This is a genomic window from Arenibacter amylolyticus, from assembly GCF_002150785.1.
Taxonomy (GTDB): Bacteria; Bacteroidota; Bacteroidia; order Flavobacteriales; family Flavobacteriaceae; genus Arenibacter; species Arenibacter amylolyticus.
Genome location: NZ_MTAZ01000042.1, coordinates 1 through 21649, shown reverse-complemented (window position 1 = coordinate 21649; position 21649 = coordinate 1). Strand labels below are relative to the sequence as shown.

Below are 21649 nucleotides of genomic sequence, written 5' to 3'. Positions count from 1 at the left end.
TTATACGTCTTTCTCTGTATTCCTGTAATAAATTTTATCGTCTAACCACTCTCTTACTGCAATGGCATGCGGCTTTGGCAATCTTTCGTAAAATTTAGAAACTTCTATCTGCTCCTTATTTTCAAAAACTTCTTCCAAGCTATCACTATAGGTGGCAAACTCTTCCAATTTCTCCAAAAGTTCCTTTTTGATCTCTACATTAATCTGCACTGCTCTTTTTGCTGCAATAGAAATTGCCTCATAAATGTTACCGGTGGGCGCATCAAATTCATTTCTATTGTAAGTTACGGTAGAAACCGGCGCTTTGGAGCTTTTTAAATCATTTGTATTCATAACTGATGGTATTTTATTTGGAATAATTTTGTAATTCTTCTTCTACTCTCTCCATGGTCTTGTCTGCATCCTTCAAATACTTAGACTCCGGAAATTGTTTTTTCAACGCATTATAAGCCGATTTGGCATTGTTTAAACGTTCCTTTTTAAGGTAATCAAAACTATTGAAGGCCAAAGTGGAAGCCGAATCGAACTTGTAATACAGGGCATCTTCCCGATACATAGAACCCGGGTTGTCCGTAATAAAATTATCGAAGGCAGTTATTGCCGGGGTTAAAAAGGTATAGTCAAACTCACCAATGGTATTAAACTGCTTGGCAATTTCAAACTCTTTGCGTTCCTTTTTGGTAGTAAGCTCCTGGGCCATAATATTGGCTTCCGCTAAAAACTCCGAGTCTGGATAGGTGTTGATAAAATTCTGTAGTTTAATCAATGCCTTATCGGTGTCGGTTTGATCCAAAGAATACCTAGGGGATAGCTCAAAATAACTTTTTGCTCCTAAAAAACCTGCCTCTGCAGCTTTGTCACTTTTTGGGTAAGATTTCAGGAATCGCTCAAACTGATACCCCGCCATATTGTAATCCTTGATCTGAAAATAGGAATCTGCCAGGAAAAACATAACCCGTTCTCCCTGCGGCCTACCTATGTATTTAGGTGCAATCTGCTCTAATAAGCGGTTGGCCCTCCTATAATCACCCTGATCATAGAATTTCTCCGCTAATTCATATTTTGCCTTTACGTCTTCGTTTTTAAGTACTTTTTGGTACTCACTACAAGAAGCAAGGATTACTGCCAACAATAAAATGGGGAATAGTCGTTTCATTTTTAAAAACATTCTGCAAAATTAAGGATTTAGAACGGATATAAAAAACATTATTAGCCCGCTAAAATAACTTCCTTCCTCACTTGTGGCAAATTTATTTGTACAAGTTTTAAATATATAGCTCCAACCCCACCAAAACAAGGGAGAAAATCATCCCCTGAACCTTTGCAAACTACGCTCACAAGTCGTTGTTTAATGAAACTGTTATAACTCTGGTAAGCAACTTTATTTTTGCTTCCACCTCCTTTGAGGAAGCCCAGCGGCCCATAACTCTGGCCATTCATCTATTTAATAGAAAGGCTTAGAGGGTAATCCCTATACCCTGAATAAAAAAAATCCGGTGCTGTCATAAGGCTTTTCAGCCCTACCCTAACACCGGATGGTTTATTTATTTCTTTTATGAATTTTTAGGCAACTGTTTTTAAGACCGAGCTTAGAAACCGATTGATGCTTTTTTTAAGGCTTGCCGTTGCCTCCACCAAAGGAAGACGAACTACAGCAGTCCCCTGTCCTAAGTGCTCTAACATCGCTTTGATACCCACGGGGTTCCCTTCCCTAAAGATCAGGTCCATCCCATCTAAAAGGGCATATTGCAAATTAAACGCTTCTTTCACCTTATTCTCCAATCCAAAACGAATCATCCTAGAGAATTCTTTGGGCAGTCCCTGTCCCAATACAGATATTACACCAGACCCACCAGCCAAAACAGTAGGCAAGGCAGTAAAATCGTCCCCAGAGATAATCATAAAGTTGGAAGGCTTGTCCTTAATTAATTGCATAACCTGCAACATATCGCCACTTGCCTCTTTGATCCCTACAATATTATTAAAGTCATTTGCCAACCTTAACACAGTTTCGGGCAACATATTGCTCCCTGTCCTTCCCGGCACATTGTACAGTAATATTGGTTTGGGCGAGGCCAATGAAATAGCCTTAAAGTGCTGATAAATTCCTTCTTGGGATGGCTTGCTATAATATGGGGATACAGACAAAATTGCATCAAAATCCTTAAGGTCTGTCTCTTTTAACTCTTCTACCACGGCAGCTGTATTATTGCCACCAATCCCCAACACCAACGGAAGCCTTCCTGCATTGGCCGTTACTACGGTATTGATTGCCAACTCCTTTTCCTTTTTGGAAAGCACCGCAGATTCCCCAGTAGTACCTAAAACCACTAGATAATCTACCCCCCCATCGATACAATAATTCACTACCTTGGTAAGTGCCCCGGTATCTATGGTAAAATCTTCCTTAAACGGAGTAATCAAAGCAACACCCGTACCCACTAATTGTTCCATTGTTAAATCTCATTTAGTACCCCTAAATATTTTCTCATTTCCTTTTTAAAGGTTTGAAAATCGTTTATGGGCGTATTCAATATCAAATCATTAATTTTTTCATCCACTCCCCCAAAGCCTACTTTTAATCTAGCTTTGGTCTTTACGCTCATCAACCGCAATGGAAGTTGTTCCCTCGTATAATAGTTCACCAGCACATCGTACTCTCCTTCTAGGAACTCCAAGGCATAACTATTTTCAATTTTGGCCTTAAACCCAAGGTCCTCATCGGAAAATGTAGGTGTACCAAAGGGCGAATTATTATCGCCAACTGCTTTATATCCTATCACTTTCACAGAATTTGGCGGCAGGGAAAATTCCTCTGCGAATTCATTAAAGGATTCCACATCCTTAAACTCGTCCAAATTCACTATACAGCCTATGGTTGTTATCCCCACACGCCCTTTCGGGGTGTTTGAAGGGGACTCCAATTCCCGTTTAATAAACTTACGGGCAGCCCTAATTTTTAAATTATCCTTAAACTTTTTTAAAAACATGTATTTTTACATTATCAAGAATGTAAAAGTAAATATTATCATTGCAATTTAAAGCACGAAGGTAAGAACTATATGAGTTTAAAAAATAAACATTTTGTTATATTCCTAACAATATGTGCGCTTCACGCCTGTAAGCGGCCAGAGCCAACACTAAACACAATTAGTGGAAAACAGTTAGAAATTAATCAATCTATACCCCCCAAGGATAGTATTGAACAATTTATAGCCCCGTACCGAAACAGAATAGATGAAGTATTGGATAGCGTACTAGCCTATGCTCCAGAGACCCTCACCAAAATGGAGGGGAAACACAACACCAATGCGGGAAATTTGATGGCCGATATTGTTATGCAAGAAGTTGGTCCCATATTCACCTCCAGGACGGGGAAAAACATCGATTTTGTACTGCTAAATTTTGGTGGCATCCGATCCATAATTTCTAAAGGGCATGTTACAGCTAGGAATGCCTATGAGGTAATGCCATTTGAAAACTCGGTATTTGTGGCGGAATTGGATGGGAAGACGGTACAGGAATTGGTAGAATTTCTTGTTAAATCTAGTGTGCCCCACCCCATTGCGGGAATCCAAATTGCTGTGGATAAAAATAACCTCTTGAAGAAAGTTAGTATACAAGGAAAACCCATTGATGAGGGTAGGACTTATTTTGTAGCCACTTCAGATTATTTAGTCAACGGGGGTGATAGAATGGATTTCTTTAAAAACCGTCTTTCACTTGTAAACACAGACTATATGCTGAGGAAGGTAATGATTGATTATTTTATGAAAGTAGACACCGTAAAGGCCACCATAGATGACCGTTTTATACAAATAAACTAAGAATGGACCGTAGACACTTTATATCCAGAACCGCAGCTACCTCCGCTTTTATAGGGATGGGCGGATTAACGTTACATTCTTGCCAGCAAGAAACAACGAAACATATCACCATATTGCACACTAATGATGTGCATAGCCATATAGACCCCTTCCCTACCAACCACTCTAGCTTTCCCAATTTAGGTGGAGTTGCCAAAAGAGCCACCTTGGTAGAAGAGATCAGAAAGGAAAACCCCAATACGCTTTTGTTGGATGCCGGGGATATCTTTCAGGGCACCCCCTATTTCAACTTTTACGGTGGCGAGTTGGAATTTAAATTAATGAGTATGCTACAGTATGATGCGGCAACCATTGGCAACCACGAATTTGATAATGGCTTGGAAGGTTTTGCTGCTCAATTACCCTACGCAAAATTCGATTTTTTATCTGCCAACTACGATTTCTCCAACACTATTTTAGACGGACAAGTAAAACCGTATAAGACCTTTAGTCGGGGTGGTATAAAAATTGGTGTTTTTGGACTTGGAGTTGCCTTGGACGGTCTAGTTTCCAAGAACCTCTATAAGGAAACGGTCTATTTAGATCCGATAGAAATGGCCCAGGAAGCAAGTAACACGCTAAAGAACAATGAACACTGCGACCTAATTATATGTCTATCACATATAGGATATCAATATACCAATTCGCAAAGAGTAGACGATCTAAAGTTAGCAGCAGCCACAGAAAACATAGATTTAATCATAGGCGGGCACACTCACACTTTTTTGGAGAAACCCACCGTAGTGCAGAATAGGAAGGACCTGCCGGTGCTAGTGAACCAAGTGGGTTGTTTTGGTATTAATTTAGGTCGATTAGATTTTTATTTCGAAAGTGGAAAACTAACCAATACCCAAGGGATATCCATTTCCGTATAAATTGATTCTGGCATTTTACCTAGGTGAGTTAGGGGAACTAATTTTCTTTTGAAAGGGTGTAATCCATGGTCAACTCTGCCTGTGTCTTAAACAACGTATCCCCTGCACCAAGGAATGGAAATAATTAAAACGCCCTATTATGAATGAAGCCAGTAAAAAATCGACCATCACGAAAAACATCCTGAAAATAAAGGGTAGTAAGGTGACGGAATTTACCGATATCCTAGCTTCGGAAGAGCCCTTGGAGATCCGTATCAGTGTTTTACAGGGAAGTCCGCCAATCCTAAATAAAAACATATCCATTACCATGCGCACGCCAGGAAACGACACCGATCTTGCCGTGGGATTCTTATTTACTGAGGGTATTTTAGCTTCTAAAGATCAAATAGATCAGATCACCCTTGAGGATAATAAGGCACACCTATACCTCAACAACTCCAAAAACATTGACCTCAGTAAATTAGAACGACATTTTTACACCAGTAGTAGTTGTGGTGTATGCGGGAAGGCTAGCTTAGCGGCGCTAAAAACGGTATCTCTCCTCCCTCCTTCCTCCGCAAATTTTCAGGTAGACAAAACACTACTTCATAGCTTCCCCCACACATTAAATCGACAACAAACCATTTTTAATAGTACCGGAGGCATCCATGCTGCCGCTCTTTTTAACCCTACTGGAGATTTACTTGGACTAAGGGAAGATGTAGGCAGGCATAATGCATTGGACAAACTTATTGGCAGCTGTCTTCAAACCAGCAAATTCCCCTTAGACAACCACCTCTTGTTTCTCAGTGGGCGCGCAAGTTTTGAACTGCTACAAAAAGCAGTAATGGCCGGCATCCATTTCATATGTGCTGTTGGAGCACCCTCCAGTCTGGCTGTAGAAATGGCAATTGAGCACGATGTGACCTTAGTTGGATTTCTAAACGAGCACCGCTATAATATTTATAACGGGGCCAAGCGTATTAAAATATAACCCCCTAGGTTTTGCTACTAATTCTCTATAACCTAATTTTATAAGATACCTGCAAAAACCATTATGAATGAAAATTAGAATAAGGGGAAATTCCATTCGCTACAGATTAACCAAGTCAGAGGTAAGTGCTCTTCAAGAATTAGGTTATATAGCAGAGCACACCGCATTCAATGGCACTCAATTTACCTATGCTATCAAAGCCGTGGAGAACCTCACTGCCTTAGAGGCAAGCTTCCATAATAACACCATTACCCTACTATTTCCAATGATAGAAAATGAAAAATGGGCAGAAACAGATAGGGTTGGCTATGAAAACAATATGATTTTAAACGATGGACAAACACTTAAATTACTGTTAGAAAAAGACTTTATCTGTTTGGACGAACGCTTGGAAGATCAGTCGGATAATTACCCCAACCCGGCTGCAAAATAACCGTCGTTTGTATACCACCCTACCAATAAAAGGCACCCCAAAAAATTAAGGTTGGGATTTTCCTTAATATAAACCAAATAATCATGAAGAAGGACAAGAACACGCCCCCCAATCCGGAGCCACCCGAAAAACTAACAGGCTTAAAAACGGGCTCTCCAAAAAAAACAGCAGCGGGGATACCAGCGGTTATTTCGTCTGCACAACACGTATTTGGAGCGATGGGACTTGGGAGGGGGCTAAAAGCCTTGGCCCATCTAAACCAGAAATCTGGATTTGACTGTCCCGGGTGTGCGTGGCCAGATCCAGACGATGATAGGAGCCCCATGGCAGAATATTGCGAAAACGGGGCAAAGGCCATTGCAGAAGAAGCCACTACCAAAAAACTGGACGCTTCATTTTTTAAGAAAAACAGTATTTCCTACCTCGCTTCCCTCTCCGATTATGAAATTGGAAAAAAGGGTCGTTTGGCCCAGCCTATGTTCTTGCCCCAAGGGGCAGATCATTATGAGGAGATTAGTTGGGAAGATGCATTTAAGAAGATTGCCGATCACCTAAATACATTGAACCATCCAGATGAGGCCATATTTTACACTTCTGGCAGAACCAGCAATGAAGCTGCCTTTCTCTATCAACTCTTTGTACGTGAGTATGGCACTAATAATATGCCCGATTGCAGCAATATGTGCCACGAAAGCAGCGGGGTGGCGCTAACAGATACCCTAGGTATTGGAAAGGGTTCCGTAAAACTGGAAGATTTTTACGAAACCGACCTTATTTTAATACTGGGACAAAATCCTGGTACCAATCACCCAAGAATGCTGAGTGCCTTGGAGAAAGCAAAGAAAAACGGCGCCTACATAATATCGGTCAACCCGTTATTGGAAACCGGACTACTCAACTTTAACAATCCACAGCATCTTAAGGGGGTTTTGGGTTTTAGCACTTCCTTGACAGACATCTATCTGCAAGTCAAGATAAATGGAGACATGGCCTTATTACAGGCACTGACCAAATTATTATTGAATAGGGAAGACCAAGCCCCAGGTTCGGTTTTGGACCACGATTTCATCGAGAAAAAAACAGAGGGAATAGACAGTTATCTTGCACATATTAGATCCTTAGACATATCGAACCTAATAGCGCAGTGTGGAATTCCCCTTGGGGAATTAGAAAAGGTGGCAGACATTATAGCCAGCAAACCTAAGATGATTGTATGTTGGGCGATGGGCCTTACTCAACACAAAAATTCTGTAAATACCATTAAGGAGCTGGTAAACATGCTACTTTTAAAAGGCAGTATTGGGAAGCCAGGTGCGGGAACCTGTCCGGTAAGGGGGCACAGCAATGTACAAGGTGATAGGACCATGGGTATTTATGAAAAGCCACCAAAATCCCTGTTAGACAATTTAGAGAAGGAATTTCATTTTAGTCCGCCACGGAAGAATGGGTATGATACCGTAGAAAGTATAAAGGCCATGCACCAGGGAGAGGCCAAGGTATTTTTTGCCATGGGTGGTAATTTTCTATCCGCTACCCCAGACACCTTATACACCGCCCAAGCCCTGCAGAACTGTGCCCTAACGGTACAAGTATCCACTAAACTGAATCGCAGCCACCTCATCCATGGAAAGGAAGCCCTAATCTTACCCTGTTTGGGAAGAACGGACAAGGATATCCAAAATGGGGAATTGCAATTTGTTAGTGTAGAAAACTCTATGGGTATTGTTCATAGCTCCATGGGAAGTTTACCCCCGGTATCCGACCAATTACTGAGCGAAGCTGCAATTGTTTGTGGCTTAGCAAAGGCCACCCTTCCCAATTCCAAGGTAAACTGGGATCGCTACCTACAGCATTACGACCATATTCGCGATAGTATTGAAGCCTGTATCCCCGGTTTTAACAACTACAATCAGCAAGTGAGACAGCCAGCTGGATTCTATTTACCCAATTGCGCAAGGGACAATTCCTATGACACCCCCACTGGAAAAGCTAAGTTTAGCATTTCCAAAAGTGAGTATGTCTCCCTAGAAGAAAAAGAACTTCTAATGATGACCATTAGAAGCCACGATCAATTTAATACGACCATTTATGGTTTAAATGATCGCTACAGAGGCATCTATCATGAAAGAAGGGTCATTTTAATGAATGAGAAGGATCTTCAGAGCCGTAAGCTTAAGAACAAGGAACTGGTAGATTTATATAACTATCACGACGGAAAGGAAAGGATTGCCAAAAAATTCATTGTCTTATCCTACAATATTCCCGAAAAATGCTGTGCCACCTATTTTCCGGAAGCCAACGTACTGGTGCCTGTGGGTAGTACTGCAGACTTTAGCAACACCCCAACCTCCAAGTCCGTGGTTATCCAAGTAAAAAAACATAAATCCCAGGAAAGCGAAATCAACTAATGAATTTAGGTAGACCGGCAATTTGGGAAGCCCCCCATAAAAATTTTATTTCTCCAACGTAGAGCAATAATATCTTAATAAAAACCAATCTAATGAACAAAGCAGCATACCTTCCCATTTTACTACTCCTATTTAGGCTCTAGTTTATAATAGCTATTATTTGTATCTTTAGGTATGGAACTAGAAGAATTAAAACAAAAGATCCTTTCGCTTCCTCTGGTGGACAGGCGGAGATTGCTCAAGGATATCGAAAAGCACGATGTGACTGCGGGAAGTCCAAGGGCACAGGCCTCCCGCCGACATCTTCTCGACAATATGATGGGCGAGTGCCCGCACTGTGGCCATACCAAATATGTCCGTTTCGGAAAGGACAAGGGTGCACAGCGCTATAAATGCAAGTCCTGCAAGAGAAGCTTTACCGAATATACGGGCACTTGGATGGCGGGGCTGCACAAGAAGGACAAGATAGACGCCTACTTGGCCCTTATGGTAGAAGAGAAGAGTCTGGACAAGATCAAAGATGCTCTGTGTATCAATAAAAAGACCGCTTTTGACTGGAGGCACAAGATATTGGCCTCGCTCTCGGAGACGGGAAAGGACGATTTCACCGGTATTACCGAAAGCGATGAAACCTTCTTCTTCAATTCTGAAAAGGGCAGGGAGGTCACCGGTCGCAACGCGATAAAACGAGGGGGGCTCACTAAAAAAGAAAGGAATCGATAGGGACCGTGTGGCCGTCATCGTGACCCAGGACAGGAAATCTGTTATGGACCTGACCGTGGCCACTATGGGCTATATCAAAAAGACCGATCTGGAAAATGCCATCGGAAGTCGGATAAAACCGGAAAAGGCGATATTGTGCAGTGATGCATCGGTAATCTACAAAGGTTTTGCAATGGATCGAAAACTGGAACACCATGCCCTGAAGGGAATTATAAAACAACGGGTAAAGCAAGGCGTTTACCATATACAACATGTGAATTCCACGCATAATAGACTAAAGAAATGGATAGACGGCACTTTTTGGGGCGTTTCGACCAAATATCTTCAGCAGTATCTGAATTGGTTTAGGGTAAAGGAGCACCTCAAGGGTAGTAAGGACATGCTCCAGGCCTTTGTTCCCAAGACCGTTGAAGACATTGGAACCTATGCCAGATACAGAAATATAGACACTAGGTATGAAAAACTAATATCAACGCAAACATAAACTAGAGCCCCTATTTACTATAAGTACTTGGGGACAAGGAGAACAACAAGAGTATTACCAACTTAAAACCTATCTTTTAGACACTGAGGCACAGGAGAAAAGGACAGACCAATACCTAAGCGAAGCCTTATTACCTGCCCTAAAAAGATTGAACATAAAAAACATAGGCGTTTTTAAGCCTAGGACAATCGATTCCTTAAACCCCAGAAGTATTAAAGTTTTGATACCCATGAAAAGCCTTCAGCTATTGGAGACTTTGGATGCTGAACTCCAAAAAGACAAGGATTATATGGTAGCTGCCAAAGATTTCTTAGATGCTCCTCATGAGAATCCGCCCTACACTAGGGTTGAATCTATTCTTATGAAAGCTTTTATAGATATGCCTAAGATGATCCCCACCCCTTTAACCGGACCCCGCAAAGACCGTGTATACGAATTGAGAAGCTATGAGTCTGCTACCGAGGCTAAGTACATTAATAAAGTGGCTATGTTTAATGAAGGTGGAGAAGTAACGCTTTTCAACGACTTAGGATTTAATGCCGTTTTCTATGGGGAAGTTTTGTCCGGGGCCAACATGCCCAACCTTATGTACATGACCACCTTTAAAAACAAAGCCAGTAGGGATGCGCATTGGAAATCGTTTTCTGAATCACCCGTTTGAAATCAATTAAAAGTAGACCCAAAATATCAAAATAACGTATCTAAAAATGTTACCCACTTCTACTACCCTACGGAATATTCCGATTATTAATCCTATTCTGTATGGCTTTTCCGTGCCCTTATATTAAGGGAATGGATACCTATCATCAAAAATAGGCCATGGAATTAACCAGGGCCTATATTTTATATAATAAACTTTACTTTTAGATCAATACCGCAATTACTATGGCTGTTGATTTAGAAAATATTCCACCAATTGCCGTTGTTCTTCCTTCAAACTTACAGTTGGAAACTCTCTACCTGCCTGTCGGTACCAATATCCTGCATTAAACTTATCTCCTTCCTGTCTATGTAAGTAGGCATGAATCCAGCTTCCGTGAGTAGTATACATTTCCTGTGCAATATCATGGGAAGCTTCCCAGTCCCCCTTACAATCGAACCACATGGCCTTTAGCGCATCGGACCATCCCCTAGGCGGGGTACTACTTTCTAAAGTGGTTACAAACGTTTCGTAATTCTTAGGTTTAGACATCTTAACAACTAATATATTTAAGCAACAATATTACTGAGAACCCCTATCCCCTCAATGGAAATATGGATAAGATCTCCCTGTTGCAGACTAAAAGAATCTGGGGGCACTATCCCGGTACCTGTCATTAATAGGCAACCATGCGGAAAAGACATTTCGCGAAAGAGGTAATGCACTAGGTCCTCCGGTTTTCTTTTCATCTGACCCAGCTTGGTTTCTCCTTTAAAAACTTCCTCGTTGTTTCGTACTATTTGGATTTCAATCGTTGTTTCTGATCCTATGGGCGACTCTGTGAGCAGAATGCAGGGGCCTACCGCCGCAGCACCATCATAACTTTTAGCTTGGGGCAGGTATAGGGGGTTTTCCCCTTCAATATCCCTAGAACTCATATCGTTACCTATGGTATAGCCCACTATCCTTGCATTTGGAGTGATCACCAGGGTGAGTTCGGGTTCGGGCACGTTCCATTTAGAATCCTTTCGGATACGCACCTGGTCCCCATGTCCCACCGCACGGTACGGAGCACTTTTAAAAAACAACTCGGGTCTTTCCGCATGGTAAACCCTGTCATAGAAGTCGCCCCCACCAGCATCCTTGGATTCCTCCATCCGCGCCTCCCTACTGCTAAAATAGGTTACTCCCGAGGCCCAGATTTCCTGTTTACCCACCGGTGGCAATGGTTTTATTGTTAGCTCGGAAGTATCACTAGTTAGAGGCGTCATTTGATTGATGCGCTTAAGAGTGTCCGCATAAACAGCATCATTACAAAGGAAGGAATCCCAATCTGTCTCTAAGAGATAGTGTTTTTCCTCTTTTTGGACTAGGATGCCACTGTTTGTTTTAAAAATCCTCATACGCAGTATATTAGTTCAACATAGCCATAAAATCGCTTTCAGAAATAATAGGAACCCCAACACTCTCTGCCTTAGTCCTTTTACTGGGTCCCATTTTATCACCTGCAACAAGATAAGAAGTTTTTGAGGAAATACTGGAACCTACCTTGCCTCCATTATCCTCAATTAGTTTTTTTAGCTCGTTTCTACTAACATTTTCAAATACTCCCGAGACAACAAAAGTCATCCCATTAAAAAGATCGGATTGATTGAGCAGCAAATCTTCGGAAATTTCCAGTTGTAACCCTACCGCTTTCAATCTAGAAATAATCTCCAAATTGACCTCATTTCCAAAAAAGTCTACCACACTTTCTGCGATACGCTGTCCAATCTCATCTACCTGCATCAATTCTTCCTTGGTGGCATTCTGCAAAGCGTCTATACTCTTATAGGCTTTGGCTAGTTTTTTGGCCACTGTTTCTCCAACAAACCGTATGCCAAGGGCAAAAAGCACCCTTTCAAACGGAATTTGAACCGATTCTGCCACTCCCTTTATCAAGTTTTCAGCAGATTTTTCTGCCATCCGTTCCAAGGGTAGTATTTGTTCTTTGGTAAGACTGTAGAGATCGGCATAATTCCGGATTAGCCCCTCTCTAAATAACAATTCTACCGTCTCGGCACCCAACCCCTCAATATCCATCGCCTTGCGGGAAATAAAATGCTGAATACGTCCTGTTATCTGTGGGGGACAACCGTATTCATTAGGGCAGAAATGTTTGGCATCCCCCGCTACACGCTCTAAGTGGGTACCGCATTCCGGACACTGATCTATATACTTAGTGGGTTGAGAATCCAAGGGTCTTTTGGTGAAATCCACTCCTATAATCTTGGGAATAATCTCCCCTCCCTTTTCCACAAAAACAGTATCCCCAACCCGAATATCAAATTTTTCAATTTGATCGGCATTGTGTAAAGAGGCTCTCTTTACCGTAGTACCGGCTAATAGTACCGGCTCTAAATTGGCCACCGGAGTAATAGCCCCTGTACGCCCAACCTGATAAGTGATCTCTTCCAAAGTGGTTGAAACCTGTTCGGCTTTAAATTTGTACGCCATCGCCCAACGTGGGGATTTGGAGGTATAGCCCAACTCTTCTTGATGTTGTAGGCTGTTTACCTTTACCACTACCCCATCAGTTTCATAAGGTAGCTGATGTCTATGCACATCCCAATACTCCACAAATTGAAGGACCTGATCTATAGATTTACAAAGTTTGGCCACGGTTGGTACTTTAAACCCCCAGCTCCTAGCTTTCTCCAACATTTCAAATTGAGATTCCAACCCCAGGTCTTCCCCTACAATACTATATAAAAGACATTCCAAGGGACGTTCTGCCACCAAAGCACTGTCCTGTAATTTTAAGCTTCCCGCAGCAGTATTTCTCGGATTCATATAAGGCTCCTCCCCATTTTGGATTCGCTCTTCATTCATTTGTGCAAAGCCCTCAAAAGGCAATACTATCTCTCCTCGGATATCAAATTTTTTAGGATAATCCCCCTGTAACTGCAGAGGTACAGACCTAATGGTTTTTATGTTATTGGTAACGTCGTCTCCTTGTATTCCATCTCCCCTGGTTAAGCCCCTAACCAGCTTTCCATCTTCATAGGTGAGACTGATAGACGCCCCATCGTACTTAAGCTCACAGGTATACGCTACTTCCACGTCTCCCAGAATCCTCTGAATTCTCTTTTCCCAATCTTCCAAGTCTTCTTTGGAGTAGGAATTATCCAAGGAATACATGCGCTGACCGTGCACCACCGTCATAAAATTCTTGGTGACGGCACCCCCTACTCGCAAGCTTGGGGAATTGGGATCGTAATATTCTGGATGCTTTTTTTCAAGGGCTTGCAACTCCTTTAGCTTCATATCAAAATCATAATCTGATATGGTGGCATTGTCCAGCACATAATAATTATAGTTATGTTGATGCAATTCCTTTCGCAATTGCTCTATTTGCTTCTTAATTTCCATTTATAACTTTTCTTTATTATCTAATTTGGCAGGGATCGCTGGCTATGCCAACTTAATTTGGATGTGCTTTACAACTACCATCTACCTTCCAAGTTCTTATTGCTACTTTTGTATTCTAGGGACTCGATCCAGTAAAATTCCTCTACCTACCCACCCCCTAAACCTTATAGTTCCTGACCGATTTAAGACCATGTCCCCTTTAACATTCTTTGGTTTCCATAGACATCTTCCCTCAGCTCAATTTCCGAAAAACCAGCTGTTTCCATAAGATGTTTGGTTTCTTTCCCAAGATATTGGTTGATCTCCAAAAACAACATTCCGCCTGGGTGCAAGTGGCGGCGGGCAAACCTAACAATACTTTTATAAAACAACAACGGATTTTCGTCGGACACAAATAGGGCTGTATCCGGTTCATAGTCTAACACATTATGGTTCATGGCACTTTTTTCGGATTCCCTTACATAAGGCGGGTTAGAAACTATCACATCAAATTTTCCTTCAAAATCATCTAAAGCAAGGGCGTCAAATTCCAAAAAATCAACTTTTACCTTATTACCCTTAGCGTTTTCCCGAGCTACCTTTAGTGCTTCTTTGGAAATATCCAATCCCTGCACGCTGGCTTTAGGGAGGAATTTAGATAAGGAGATGGCAATACATCCGCTCCCTGTCCCGATATCTAAAACACTCCGCTCCTTTTCCTCCTGGCGTAGCTCATCCAAAATCCAGTAGATCAACTCTTCTGTTTCCGGGCGGGGTATCAGTACATGTTCATTTACCACAAAGTCTAAGTCACAAAATTGGGTGCTTCCTAATATATATTGAATAGGCCGCTGCAGTTTTAATTCGCTCAAGACATTAAACAACTGCCCTTCCTCCTCCTTAGTTATGGTCATATTAGGCTCTAATGCCAGAACAAAACGTTCCAGACCCAAATAATGCTCAATAGTTAAGTAGAAAAAACTATCTACCTCTTCTTTTGGATAAAGCGCATCTAGTTCCTTATGATAAATATTCTTAATTTCTTTTAATTGCATTGGTATGTGTTAATATCCTAATATCGGTTGTTGTAAAACAATAGCGTGAGACTCAATGGTCTGAATATTTTTAAACCTACCATTTCTTTTTCCTATTGAAAGTACTAGCTTCCTTCTTTTCTATAGTCTACCAATATTGTGCTATTTTTGCGGAGTGAAGATACATGAAAAATACATTTTGAGGTGTATACAACTGGCCAAAAATGGTCTTGGCACCACCTTTCCCAACCCCATGGTGGGCAGTGTAATTGTGCACAACCAAAAAATAATTGGTGAGGGCTACACCAGCCCCTACGGTGGACCCCATGCAGAGGTAAACGCAATAAACTCCGTTAAGGACCAGTCGCTTTTAGGGGAGGCTACCCTATACGTTAGCTTAGAGCCCTGCTCCCACCAAGGGAAAACCCCTCCCTGTGCAAACCTTATAATAAAACACAAAATCCCCAAAGTAGTCATTGGCGTACTGGACCCACATACAAAAGTGGCTGGGAAGGGCGTGGAAAAATTAAAACAAGCTGGATGCGAAGTGCTAATTGGGGTTTTAGAGAAAGAGTGCAGGGAACACCACAAGCGATTCTTAACCTTCCACAGTAAATTACGGCCGTACATAATTTTAAAATGGGCCCAGACCCGAGACGGATTTATAGCCCCCCAAGAGGAGAAAAGATCCCAAAACCCTGAGCCATTCTGGATTAGCAATGCCCGTTCCCAACAATTGGTACATCAATGGCGCACAGAGGAACAGGCTATCATGGCCGGCACCCAAACAGTAATAAAGGACAACCCTCGTTTAAACCTACGGCACTGGAAAGGAATAGATCCGGTAAGGATTGTTTTGGATCGCGAATTAAAGATTCCAAGTGATTTCCATGTGTTGGATACTTCCGTTAAGACCATTGTAATTACTAGTAAACTCCCTAAGAATCCCAAAAAGGGCATTTATTATGAGGAGTTGGATTTTAATGGTAATTTGGCACAGCAAGTCTGCACCCTCCTCCATAAGCACCAAATACTAAGTGTAATTATAGAAGGAGGCGCCAAGACCTTACAAAGTTTTATTGATGCCAATTTATGGGACGAAGCCCGCATTTTTACAGGTAGCTCCCACTTTGGAACCGGATTAAAATCCCCGTCCATACAAGGGCGAATAGTAAAAAGCATCCCTGTACTGAGCGATACCCTAACTATTATAGAGCATGATTAAAAATATTATTTTCGATTTTGGCGATATCTTTATCAACCTAGACAAGCAGGTTGTATTTAATGCGTTCGTAGATCAAGGCATGGAAACCTTTCCACCTAAGTACTTTCGTTTAAACGAAGAGTTTGAAGTTGGGAAGATCAGTTCAGCAGAATTCATCACCCAACTTCAGTCCGAATTCAATCAGCTTTCTCCCGAAGAGATTACCGCAATTTGGAATTCCATGCTTAAGGACTTTCCAGCGTACAGACTTAATTTCATAGAAGAATTGGCTGCTCAGAAAAAATATAGACTTTTTCTTTTGAGTAATACCAATGCCCTACACATTCCGCATGTAGAAGAAATTATGGGAAAGGATCGCTTTAACAGATTTAAAAATTGTTTTGAGCAGTTTTATTTATCCCATGAGATACAACTTAGAAAGCCTAATGAGGAAATTTATGAGTTTGTATTAGACCAGAACAACCTACAGGCCAACGAGACCCTTTTTATAGATGACACGCTAGAGAATACAGAAGCAGCAGCTACCCTAGGTATAAAGACCTGGCACCTCCAAGTGGGCAAGGAAGACATAGTAGACCTCAAGACCAGACTGTAATGTGGGACCTGGGGCTGAGCATCATATTTTCGAGCATCATTTTTGTGGTGTTTAAAATGTACTCCAAAACAGGCATAGACACCTCCTACGCTATTGTTGTTAATTACCTGGTGGCATCCTTGGTGGGCTTCTCTCTCTCTCCAAAATCGGTGATTTTAACTGAAATTCCAGGTAAGCCTTGGTTCTGGGGCACTCTTATTTTGGGGGTGTTATTCATCCTGGTCTTCAACCTAATGGCAGCCACCTCCCAAAGAAGCGGTATTTCCGTGGCTTCGGTTGCTACCAAAATGTCCTTGGTTATTCCGGTGATTATAGGAGTAGTTGCTTATAATGAAAAGCTGAGACCCTTAAAGGTTGTGGGAATCGCTATAGCCCTAGCAGCCGTTTATTTTTCTTCTGCTAAGGCAAAGTCCACCCCTTCAAAAAAAAGCACCTATCTATTGCCAGTCCTAGTATTTTTGGGATCTGGACTCATAGATAGCAGTATAAAATTTTTGGAAGAGACAAGGATCCCCAAAGATGAATTCCCCCTGTTTTCGGCAACTGTATTTGCTTTTGCAGCCACTACCGGACTCCTTTTTGTGGCAATAAAACCCTCCCAGGACAAGAATAAGAATAAATTTACCTCTAAAAACATACTAGGAGGGATTGCATTGGGAGTACCTAATTATTTTTCCATATATTTTCTATTGGCTGCTCTACAGCACGAAACGCTGAACAGTGCCTCTATCTTTACTATTAACAATGTAGCCATTGTTATGATCACCACCCTTTTGGGCATCATGCTTTTTAAGGAAGAGGTTAGTATTAAAAATTGGACAGGAATTGGGCTAGCTGTAATCAGCATCCTATTAGTAGCATATTTTTAATTTATTTTATGGCAACAATAGACACCTATAAAACGATAAGTTCCCCCAGCCCGGAAATCATCTTTAAAGAAAGGAAAAGCAAATTTTTTGGATACGCCTACCCCATATTAAGCGAACGGGAGGTAAAGCCTATCTTGGAGGAACTTGCACAGAAACACCCCACGGCCAACCACCTTTGTTATGCCTGGCAATTGGGAATAGAGGATCTTAAATATCGTGCTAATGATGATGGAGAACCCAACAACTCTGCTGGGATGCCCATCTATGGCCAAATTCAATCTTTTGAAATCACCAATGTATTAATTGTGGTAGCTAGGATATTTGGGGGAACCAAGCTTGGTGTAGGCGGACTGATAACTGCCTACCGTACCGCAGCACAAATGGCACTGGAAAGTGCTCAGATAATTGAGAAAACATTACAGCAGCAGTTTCTTTTATCCTTTGACTATCCAGAAATGGATAAGGTAATGCGTGCCATCAAACAAAATCAATTAGAAATTGTATCCCAAAAAATGGAAATGGATTGCCAGATTGTGGTATCAGTTAGAAAAAAGAATGCCGACCGTACAGAAAAAATGTTTCTTGGTATGCATCCAATAAAAATAAAACGTCTAGAAATTTAGCTTTTCCAAAATGAAATCTGGGCATTTCATAGGCTTGTTTGCCTTGGAGTCCATAAAAGCTAAAACGGTATGCGCTTCAACCAATAAATCGTTCGCTTCATTATGTATTTCGTAGTCGAATTCAATTTTGACCAGAGGCTTCTTACGGATTCTTGTAGTAACCGTCAACAGGTCATCGTATAAGGCCGATTTTTTATAATCTATGCGCAATGAAATTACTGGCAATATAATTCCGTTTTCTTCCATCTCTTTATAAGAAATGCCTATCGACCTTAACCACTCAACCCGTCCCATCTCTAGGTATTGCGGGTAGTTCCCGTGGTACACCACTCCCATTTGATCTGTCTCTCCATATCGAACCCTAAAAGAAAACTTACTAATCCCCATGTTTTATCGGCTAAAAAACTATATATTTAATATTCGGCAAAAATTTGGTCACAACATGGGGAAAAAAAAGGATATAATCAACCCCACTCCCATTTTTTTATTAGGATAATTGTTCACATATTTGCCTAACTTGAAACCGCGGGTTTTCCTCCGCATTTACATTAAACTTTACACTAACCAAATAAAGAAATTATTAAAAATGAGTGTTACTGCAAATTCTGTATGGATCAATTGTTTGGACTTCATAAAAGACAACATCCAACCGCAGGCATTCAAAACCTGGTTTGAGCCTATTAAACCGATAAAATTATCGGACAAGGCGTTGAGCATTCAAGTTCCCAGCAAATTCTTCTATGAATGGCTGGAAGAGCACTACGTAAAATTACTAAAAGTAGCGCTTACCAAAGAACTTGGTGAGACCGCTAAATTGGTGTACATCATTAAAATGGAAAACACCTATGGCAACAAGGAACCTTTTACGGAGAAAATCCCTAGCTCCAATAGGTCCAATGTAGAACCACAGGAGTTGGACGTAGCCGTAAAATCCAAAAACCCTCAGCTTAAGAATCCGTTTGTGATTCCTGGAATCAGGAATATTAAAATTGAATCCCAGCTAAATCCAAATTACAATTTCGATAACTTTTTGGAGGGTGATGCCAACCGGCTTGCAAGATCTGCAGGGATGGCCGTAGCCAATAAACCAGGAGGCACCTCTTTTAACCCCTTGCTTGTCTTTGGAGGCGTAGGTTTAGGAAAGACCCATTTGGCCCATGCCATCGGTGTTGAAATTAAAGATAAGTATCCGGAAAGAACGGTACTTTATATATCGGCTGAAAAATTTACGCAACAGTATATAGAATCGGTAAAGAAAAATACTAGGAACGATTTTATTCACTTCTATCAGTTAATAGATGTTCTTATTATAGATGACGTACAATTCCTATCTGGAAAATCGGGAACCCAAGATGTTTTCTTCCACATATTCAACCATTTACATCAAAATGGCAAGCAGGTTATCCTTACTTCAGACAAGGCACCTGTAGATATGCAAGACATAGAACAACGCTTATTATCGCGCTTTAAGTGGGGACTATCCGCAGAGCTACAGAGCCCAGATTATGAAACTAGAATATCCATTCTCAAGAATAAGTTGTACCGGGACGGTGTGGAAATGCCAGAGGATATTATAGACTATGTTGCTAAGCATATTAAAACCAATATCCGGGAATTGGAAGGAGCCATCATCTCTTTGATTGCACAATCTTCCTTTAACAAAAAAGAAGTTACCTTGGAACTGGCCCAGATGGTGGTTGAAAAGTTTGTGAAAAACACCAAGCGTGAAGTTTCTATAGACTATATCCAAAAAGTGGTTTCAGACTACTTTGAAATGGACGTCGCCACCCTACAATCCAAAACGCGCAAGCGCCATATTGTTCAAGCAAGACAGCTCGCTATGTTCTTCGCCAAAAAATTCACCAAGGCTTCCCTGGCAAGTATTGGATCCCAAATTGGAAAGAGAGACCATGCTACCGTGCTACACGCTTGCAAGACGGTAGACAATTTAGGAGAAACAGATAAGCAGTTTAGAAAGTATATAGACGATTTAACGAAGAAACTTTCATAAAAAAATTTGTTTTATGAGCACGAAAATTCTGATGGTTTGCTTAGGAAATATATGCAGATCTCCTCTTGCAGAAGGCATTTTAAAAGGGAAAGTTGATACTGATTCTGTATTGGTGGATTCTGCCGGGACAGCCAATTACCACATTGGAAAACAGCCAGATCCACGATCTATTGCAGTTGCAAAAAAGCATGGGATAGACATCAGCATGCAACGTTGCAGGCAATTTACCGCAGAAGATTTTAAGCGATTTGACCATATTTTCGCCATGGACAAGGACAACTACGCAAATATAATTGCCTTGGCACAAGACGACCGTGAAAAACAAAAGGTAAAATTGCTATTGCATCAATTACCAACAGAAGATCAGGAAGTTCCAGATCCGTATTACGGGGGTGACGATGGATTTGAACATGTATACCAACTAATAGATATGGCATGTGAGCAACTAGCCGAAGAATTGAATCTAAAACATACCGTCTAAATGGCGGCTAACGGCAACATACACGGCAAATTATATTTAATCCCCAGTACCTTGGGGGATAATGCCCCCTTGGAGGTTTTACCAATCTCTGTAAAGGGCACTATAGAGCAAATTGACCACTATGTAGTGGAAAACGAAAAAACTGCTCGGCATTTTATAAAAAAAATAAGCGCTAAGAAATCTCAGCCAGGACTACACATCAACCTGCTCAATAAATATACGGAGCCTCACTTATTACCGACATTTTTAGACCCCTGTTTAGAAGGTTACGACGTAGGTATTTTGTCTGAAGCCGGTTGCCCCGGAATTGCCGATCCTGGAGCAGAATTGGTGAATATCGCCCACCAAAAAGGGATTCAGGTGGTACCACTAGTTGGCCCCTCTTCCATTCTATTGGCATTGATGGCTAGTGGACTTAACGGGCAGAGCTTTGCATTCAATGGCTACTTACCTATTGAGGCAAGTGAACGAAAAGGAAGCCTTAAGAAGTTTGAAAAGTTATCTAGGGAACGAGAGCAAGCACAGATTTTTATTGAAACGCCCTATAGAAATGACAAGCTATTGGCCGAATTCATTAAAATCTTGTCGCCAAATACCAAAGTCTGCGTTGCCTGTAATTTAACCCTGCCAACCGAATTTATTGCAACCAAGACAGTTGCAGAATGGAAAGGGGTTTCGGTAGACCTGCATAAAAGGCCAACCATCTTTATCATTCAGGCTTAAGACATCACTATTTTTTTTAGCTTAGCTAAGATATCCACTTAAAAGAATAAGACTAACAATCTATTCTTTAACCTCTTATACTCTCTGCGGTATATTCTCAAAGGCCTATGGCCGTTTTTAGACCTAATCATATATCTCCTATTTTAGACATTGCGGTAGTCGCATAAAAAAAGGATCAAGCTCAAAAGTTGTGTGTAGTCAAAATTATCAGGTAAGCTCAACAACAATAATCCACCTTTCAACAGGCCTTTCAATACTTTTTTCCATCGCTGAAATGCGCAGCATTCATGAATTCC

22 protein-coding genes and 1 pseudogene are annotated in these 21649 nt (G+C 41.3%); 14 read left to right on the top strand and 9 right to left on the bottom strand.

Annotated elements, in window-relative coordinates:
- From BV214_RS13590 to BV214_RS13570, 4 genes are all read right to left on the bottom strand, one after another.
- On the bottom strand, positions 1-333 hold the full coding sequence (locus BV214_RS13590) for a DNA-directed RNA polymerase subunit omega (protein ID WP_086478055.1): 333 nt from the start codon (positions 331-333) through the stop codon (positions 1-3).
- A 13-nt stretch (positions 334-346) separates the two neighbouring features.
- Positions 347-1156 carry an outer membrane protein assembly factor BamD gene (locus tag BV214_RS13585; protein ID WP_223883395.1) on the bottom strand — a complete coding sequence of 270 codons (810 nt, stop codon included), beginning with the start codon at positions 1154-1156 and terminating at the stop codon, positions 347-349.
- A gap of 407 nt (positions 1157-1563) precedes the next feature.
- A complete protein-coding gene (dapA, locus tag BV214_RS13575) occupies positions 1564-2454 on the bottom strand; it encodes a 4-hydroxy-tetrahydrodipicolinate synthase (protein ID WP_086478052.1) in 891 nt (296 codons plus the stop codon).
- Positions 2455-2456: 2 nt separating this feature from the next.
- Positions 2457-2990 (bottom strand): DUF6913 domain-containing protein, encoded by a 534-nt coding sequence (locus tag BV214_RS13570; protein WP_086478051.1) that lies wholly within the window; start codon positions 2988-2990, stop codon positions 2457-2459.
- Between the two features lie 72 nt (positions 2991-3062).
- Between BV214_RS13570 and BV214_RS13565 the strand changes: the two genes are divergently transcribed.
- From BV214_RS13565 to BV214_RS13535, 7 genes and pseudogenes are all read left to right on the top strand, one after another.
- Positions 3063-3827 carry a 5'-nucleotidase C-terminal domain-containing protein gene (locus BV214_RS13565; protein WP_086478050.1) on the top strand — a complete coding sequence of 255 codons (765 nt, stop codon included), beginning with the start codon at positions 3063-3065 and terminating at the stop codon, positions 3825-3827.
- A gap of 2 nt (positions 3828-3829) precedes the next feature.
- Complete coding sequence (locus BV214_RS13560) at positions 3830-4741, top strand: bifunctional metallophosphatase/5'-nucleotidase (protein ID WP_086478049.1); 912 nt, start codon at positions 3830-3832, stop codon at positions 4739-4741.
- A gap of 139 nt (positions 4742-4880) precedes the next feature.
- The gene (gene fdhD / locus BV214_RS13555; protein ID WP_086478048.1) at positions 4881-5714 is read left to right on the top strand and encodes a formate dehydrogenase accessory sulfurtransferase FdhD; all 834 of its coding nucleotides are present in this window, start codon (positions 4881-4883) and stop codon (positions 5712-5714) included.
- 67 nt (positions 5715-5781) lie between these two features.
- Positions 5782-6147: a DUF7009 family protein gene (locus tag BV214_RS13550; RefSeq protein WP_086478047.1), complete on the top strand. Its 366-nt coding sequence runs from the start codon at positions 5782-5784 to the stop codon at positions 6145-6147.
- A gap of 83 nt (positions 6148-6230) precedes the next feature.
- Complete coding sequence (locus BV214_RS13545) at positions 6231-8555, top strand: FdhF/YdeP family oxidoreductase (protein ID WP_086478046.1); 2325 nt, start codon at positions 6231-6233, stop codon at positions 8553-8555.
- A 174-nt stretch (positions 8556-8729) separates the two neighbouring features.
- Positions 8730-9762 (top strand): annotated as a pseudogene (locus BV214_RS13540) (IS1595 family transposase).
- A gap of 148 nt (positions 9763-9910) precedes the next feature.
- On the top strand, positions 9911-10423 hold the full coding sequence (locus BV214_RS13535; protein ID WP_217868774.1) for a hypothetical protein: 513 nt from the start codon (positions 9911-9913) through the stop codon (positions 10421-10423).
- 222 nt (positions 10424-10645) lie between these two features.
- On the opposite strand, the gene BV214_RS13530 is transcribed toward BV214_RS13535, so the two are convergent.
- The 4 genes from BV214_RS13530 to prmC form a co-directional block, all read right to left on the bottom strand.
- The gene (locus BV214_RS13530; RefSeq protein ID WP_086478045.1) at positions 10646-10954 is read right to left on the bottom strand and encodes a hypothetical protein; all 309 of its coding nucleotides are present in this window, start codon (positions 10952-10954) and stop codon (positions 10646-10648) included.
- Between the two features lie 17 nt (positions 10955-10971).
- On the bottom strand, positions 10972-11805 hold the full coding sequence (locus BV214_RS13525) for a fumarylacetoacetate hydrolase family protein (protein ID WP_086478044.1): 834 nt from the start codon (positions 11803-11805) through the stop codon (positions 10972-10974).
- Positions 11806-11815: 10 nt separating this feature from the next.
- Entirely contained in the window at positions 11816-13813 is a 1998-nt protein-coding gene (gene ligA / locus BV214_RS13520) for an NAD-dependent DNA ligase LigA (protein WP_086478043.1), read from the bottom strand.
- Positions 13814-13995: 182 nt separating this feature from the next.
- Positions 13996-14847, bottom strand: a complete 852-nt coding sequence (gene prmC / locus BV214_RS13515) for a peptide chain release factor N(5)-glutamine methyltransferase (protein WP_086478042.1) — start codon at positions 14845-14847, stop codon at positions 13996-13998.
- 154 nt (positions 14848-15001) lie between these two features.
- On the opposite strand from prmC, the gene ribD reads away from it, so the two are divergent.
- Genes ribD through BV214_RS13495 form a run of 4 tightly spaced genes read left to right on the top strand, consistent with a single transcriptional unit; the run spans position 15002 to position 18138 of the window.
- Positions 15002-16051, top strand: a complete 1050-nt coding sequence (gene ribD, locus BV214_RS13510; RefSeq protein WP_086478041.1) for a bifunctional diaminohydroxyphosphoribosylaminopyrimidine deaminase/5-amino-6-(5-phosphoribosylamino)uracil reductase RibD — start codon at positions 15002-15004, stop codon at positions 16049-16051.
- The gene (locus BV214_RS13505; protein ID WP_086478040.1) at positions 16044-16646 is read left to right on the top strand and encodes an HAD family hydrolase; all 603 of its coding nucleotides are present in this window, start codon (positions 16044-16046) and stop codon (positions 16644-16646) included. Before ribD ends, BV214_RS13505 begins: the two co-directional genes overlap by 8 nt.
- On the top strand, positions 16646-17515 hold the full coding sequence (locus BV214_RS13500) for an EamA family transporter (protein WP_086478039.1): 870 nt from the start codon (positions 16646-16648) through the stop codon (positions 17513-17515). The genes BV214_RS13505 and BV214_RS13500 overlap by 1 nt, the downstream gene beginning before the upstream one ends.
- Positions 17516-17523: 8 nt before the next feature.
- Positions 17524-18138 carry an IMPACT family protein gene (locus BV214_RS13495; protein ID WP_086478038.1) on the top strand — a complete coding sequence of 205 codons (615 nt, stop codon included), beginning with the start codon at positions 17524-17526 and terminating at the stop codon, positions 18136-18138.
- Here BV214_RS13495 and BV214_RS13490 read toward each other — a convergent pair.
- A complete protein-coding gene (locus tag BV214_RS13490) occupies positions 18127-18525 on the bottom strand; it encodes an acyl-CoA thioesterase (protein WP_086478037.1) in 399 nt (132 codons plus the stop codon). The genes BV214_RS13495 and BV214_RS13490 overlap by 12 nt on opposite strands.
- Before the next feature lie 199 nt (positions 18526-18724).
- Between BV214_RS13490 and dnaA the strand changes: the two genes are divergently transcribed.
- Genes dnaA through BV214_RS13475 form a run of 3 tightly spaced genes read left to right on the top strand, consistent with a single transcriptional unit; the run spans position 18725 to position 21353 of the window.
- Complete coding sequence (gene dnaA / locus BV214_RS13485; protein WP_086478036.1) at positions 18725-20149, top strand: chromosomal replication initiator protein DnaA; 1425 nt, start codon at positions 18725-18727, stop codon at positions 20147-20149.
- Between the two features lie 13 nt (positions 20150-20162).
- On the top strand, positions 20163-20630 hold the full coding sequence (locus BV214_RS13480) for a low molecular weight protein-tyrosine-phosphatase (protein WP_086478035.1): 468 nt from the start codon (positions 20163-20165) through the stop codon (positions 20628-20630).
- On the top strand, positions 20631-21353 hold the full coding sequence (locus BV214_RS13475) for an SAM-dependent methyltransferase (protein ID WP_086478034.1): 723 nt from the start codon (positions 20631-20633) through the stop codon (positions 21351-21353). It abuts the gene before it with no gap.
- The last annotated feature ends 296 nt before the right edge of the window (positions 21354-21649 follow it).

Bases quoted from the DNA above. Each gene is read 5' to 3' on its own strand.
- BV214_RS13500 (WP_086478039.1), top strand. From the start codon at position 16,646: ATGTGGGACCTGGGGCTGAGCATCATATTTTCGAGCATCATTTTTGTG.
- BV214_RS13475 (WP_086478034.1), top strand. From the start codon at position 20,631: ATGGCGGCTAACGGCAACATACACGGCAAATTATATTTAATCCCCAGT.
- fdhD (WP_086478048.1), top strand. From the start codon at position 4,881: ATGAATGAAGCCAGTAAAAAATCGACCATCACGAAAAACATCCTGAAA.
- BV214_RS13565 (WP_086478050.1), top strand. From the start codon at position 3,063: ATGAGTTTAAAAAATAAACATTTTGTTATATTCCTAACAATATGTGCG.
- BV214_RS13480 (WP_086478035.1), top strand. From the start codon at position 20,163: ATGAGCACGAAAATTCTGATGGTTTGCTTAGGAAATATATGCAGATCT.
- prmC (WP_086478042.1), bottom strand. From the start codon at position 14,847: ATGCAATTAAAAGAAATTAAGAATATTTATCATAAGGAACTAGATGCG.
- BV214_RS13585 (WP_223883395.1), bottom strand. From the start codon at position 1,156: ATGAAACGACTATTCCCCATTTTATTGTTGGCAGTAATCCTTGCTTCT.
- ligA (WP_086478043.1), bottom strand. From the start codon at position 13,813: ATGGAAATTAAGAAGCAAATAGAGCAATTGCGAAAGGAATTGCATCAA.
- BV214_RS13550 (WP_086478047.1), top strand. From the start codon at position 5,782: ATGAAAATTAGAATAAGGGGAAATTCCATTCGCTACAGATTAACCAAG.
- BV214_RS13560 (WP_086478049.1), top strand. From the start codon at position 3,830: ATGGACCGTAGACACTTTATATCCAGAACCGCAGCTACCTCCGCTTTT.
- dnaA (WP_086478036.1), top strand. From the start codon at position 18,725: ATGAGTGTTACTGCAAATTCTGTATGGATCAATTGTTTGGACTTCATA.
- BV214_RS13505 (WP_086478040.1), top strand. From the start codon at position 16,044: ATGATTAAAAATATTATTTTCGATTTTGGCGATATCTTTATCAACCTA.
- BV214_RS13490 (WP_086478037.1), bottom strand. From the start codon at position 18,525: ATGGGGATTAGTAAGTTTTCTTTTAGGGTTCGATATGGAGAGACAGAT.
- dapA (WP_086478052.1), bottom strand. From the start codon at position 2,454: ATGGAACAATTAGTGGGTACGGGTGTTGCTTTGATTACTCCGTTTAAG.
- BV214_RS13545 (WP_086478046.1), top strand. From the start codon at position 6,231: ATGAAGAAGGACAAGAACACGCCCCCCAATCCGGAGCCACCCGAAAAA.
- BV214_RS13590 (WP_086478055.1), bottom strand. From the start codon at position 333: ATGAATACAAATGATTTAAAAAGCTCCAAAGCGCCGGTTTCTACCGTA.
- BV214_RS13525 (WP_086478044.1), bottom strand. From the start codon at position 11,805: ATGAGGATTTTTAAAACAAACAGTGGCATCCTAGTCCAAAAAGAGGAA.
- BV214_RS13570 (WP_086478051.1), bottom strand. From the start codon at position 2,990: ATGTTTTTAAAAAAGTTTAAGGATAATTTAAAAATTAGGGCTGCCCGT.
- BV214_RS13530 (WP_086478045.1), bottom strand. From the start codon at position 10,954: ATGTCTAAACCTAAGAATTACGAAACGTTTGTAACCACTTTAGAAAGT.
- BV214_RS13495 (WP_086478038.1), top strand. From the start codon at position 17,524: ATGGCAACAATAGACACCTATAAAACGATAAGTTCCCCCAGCCCGGAA.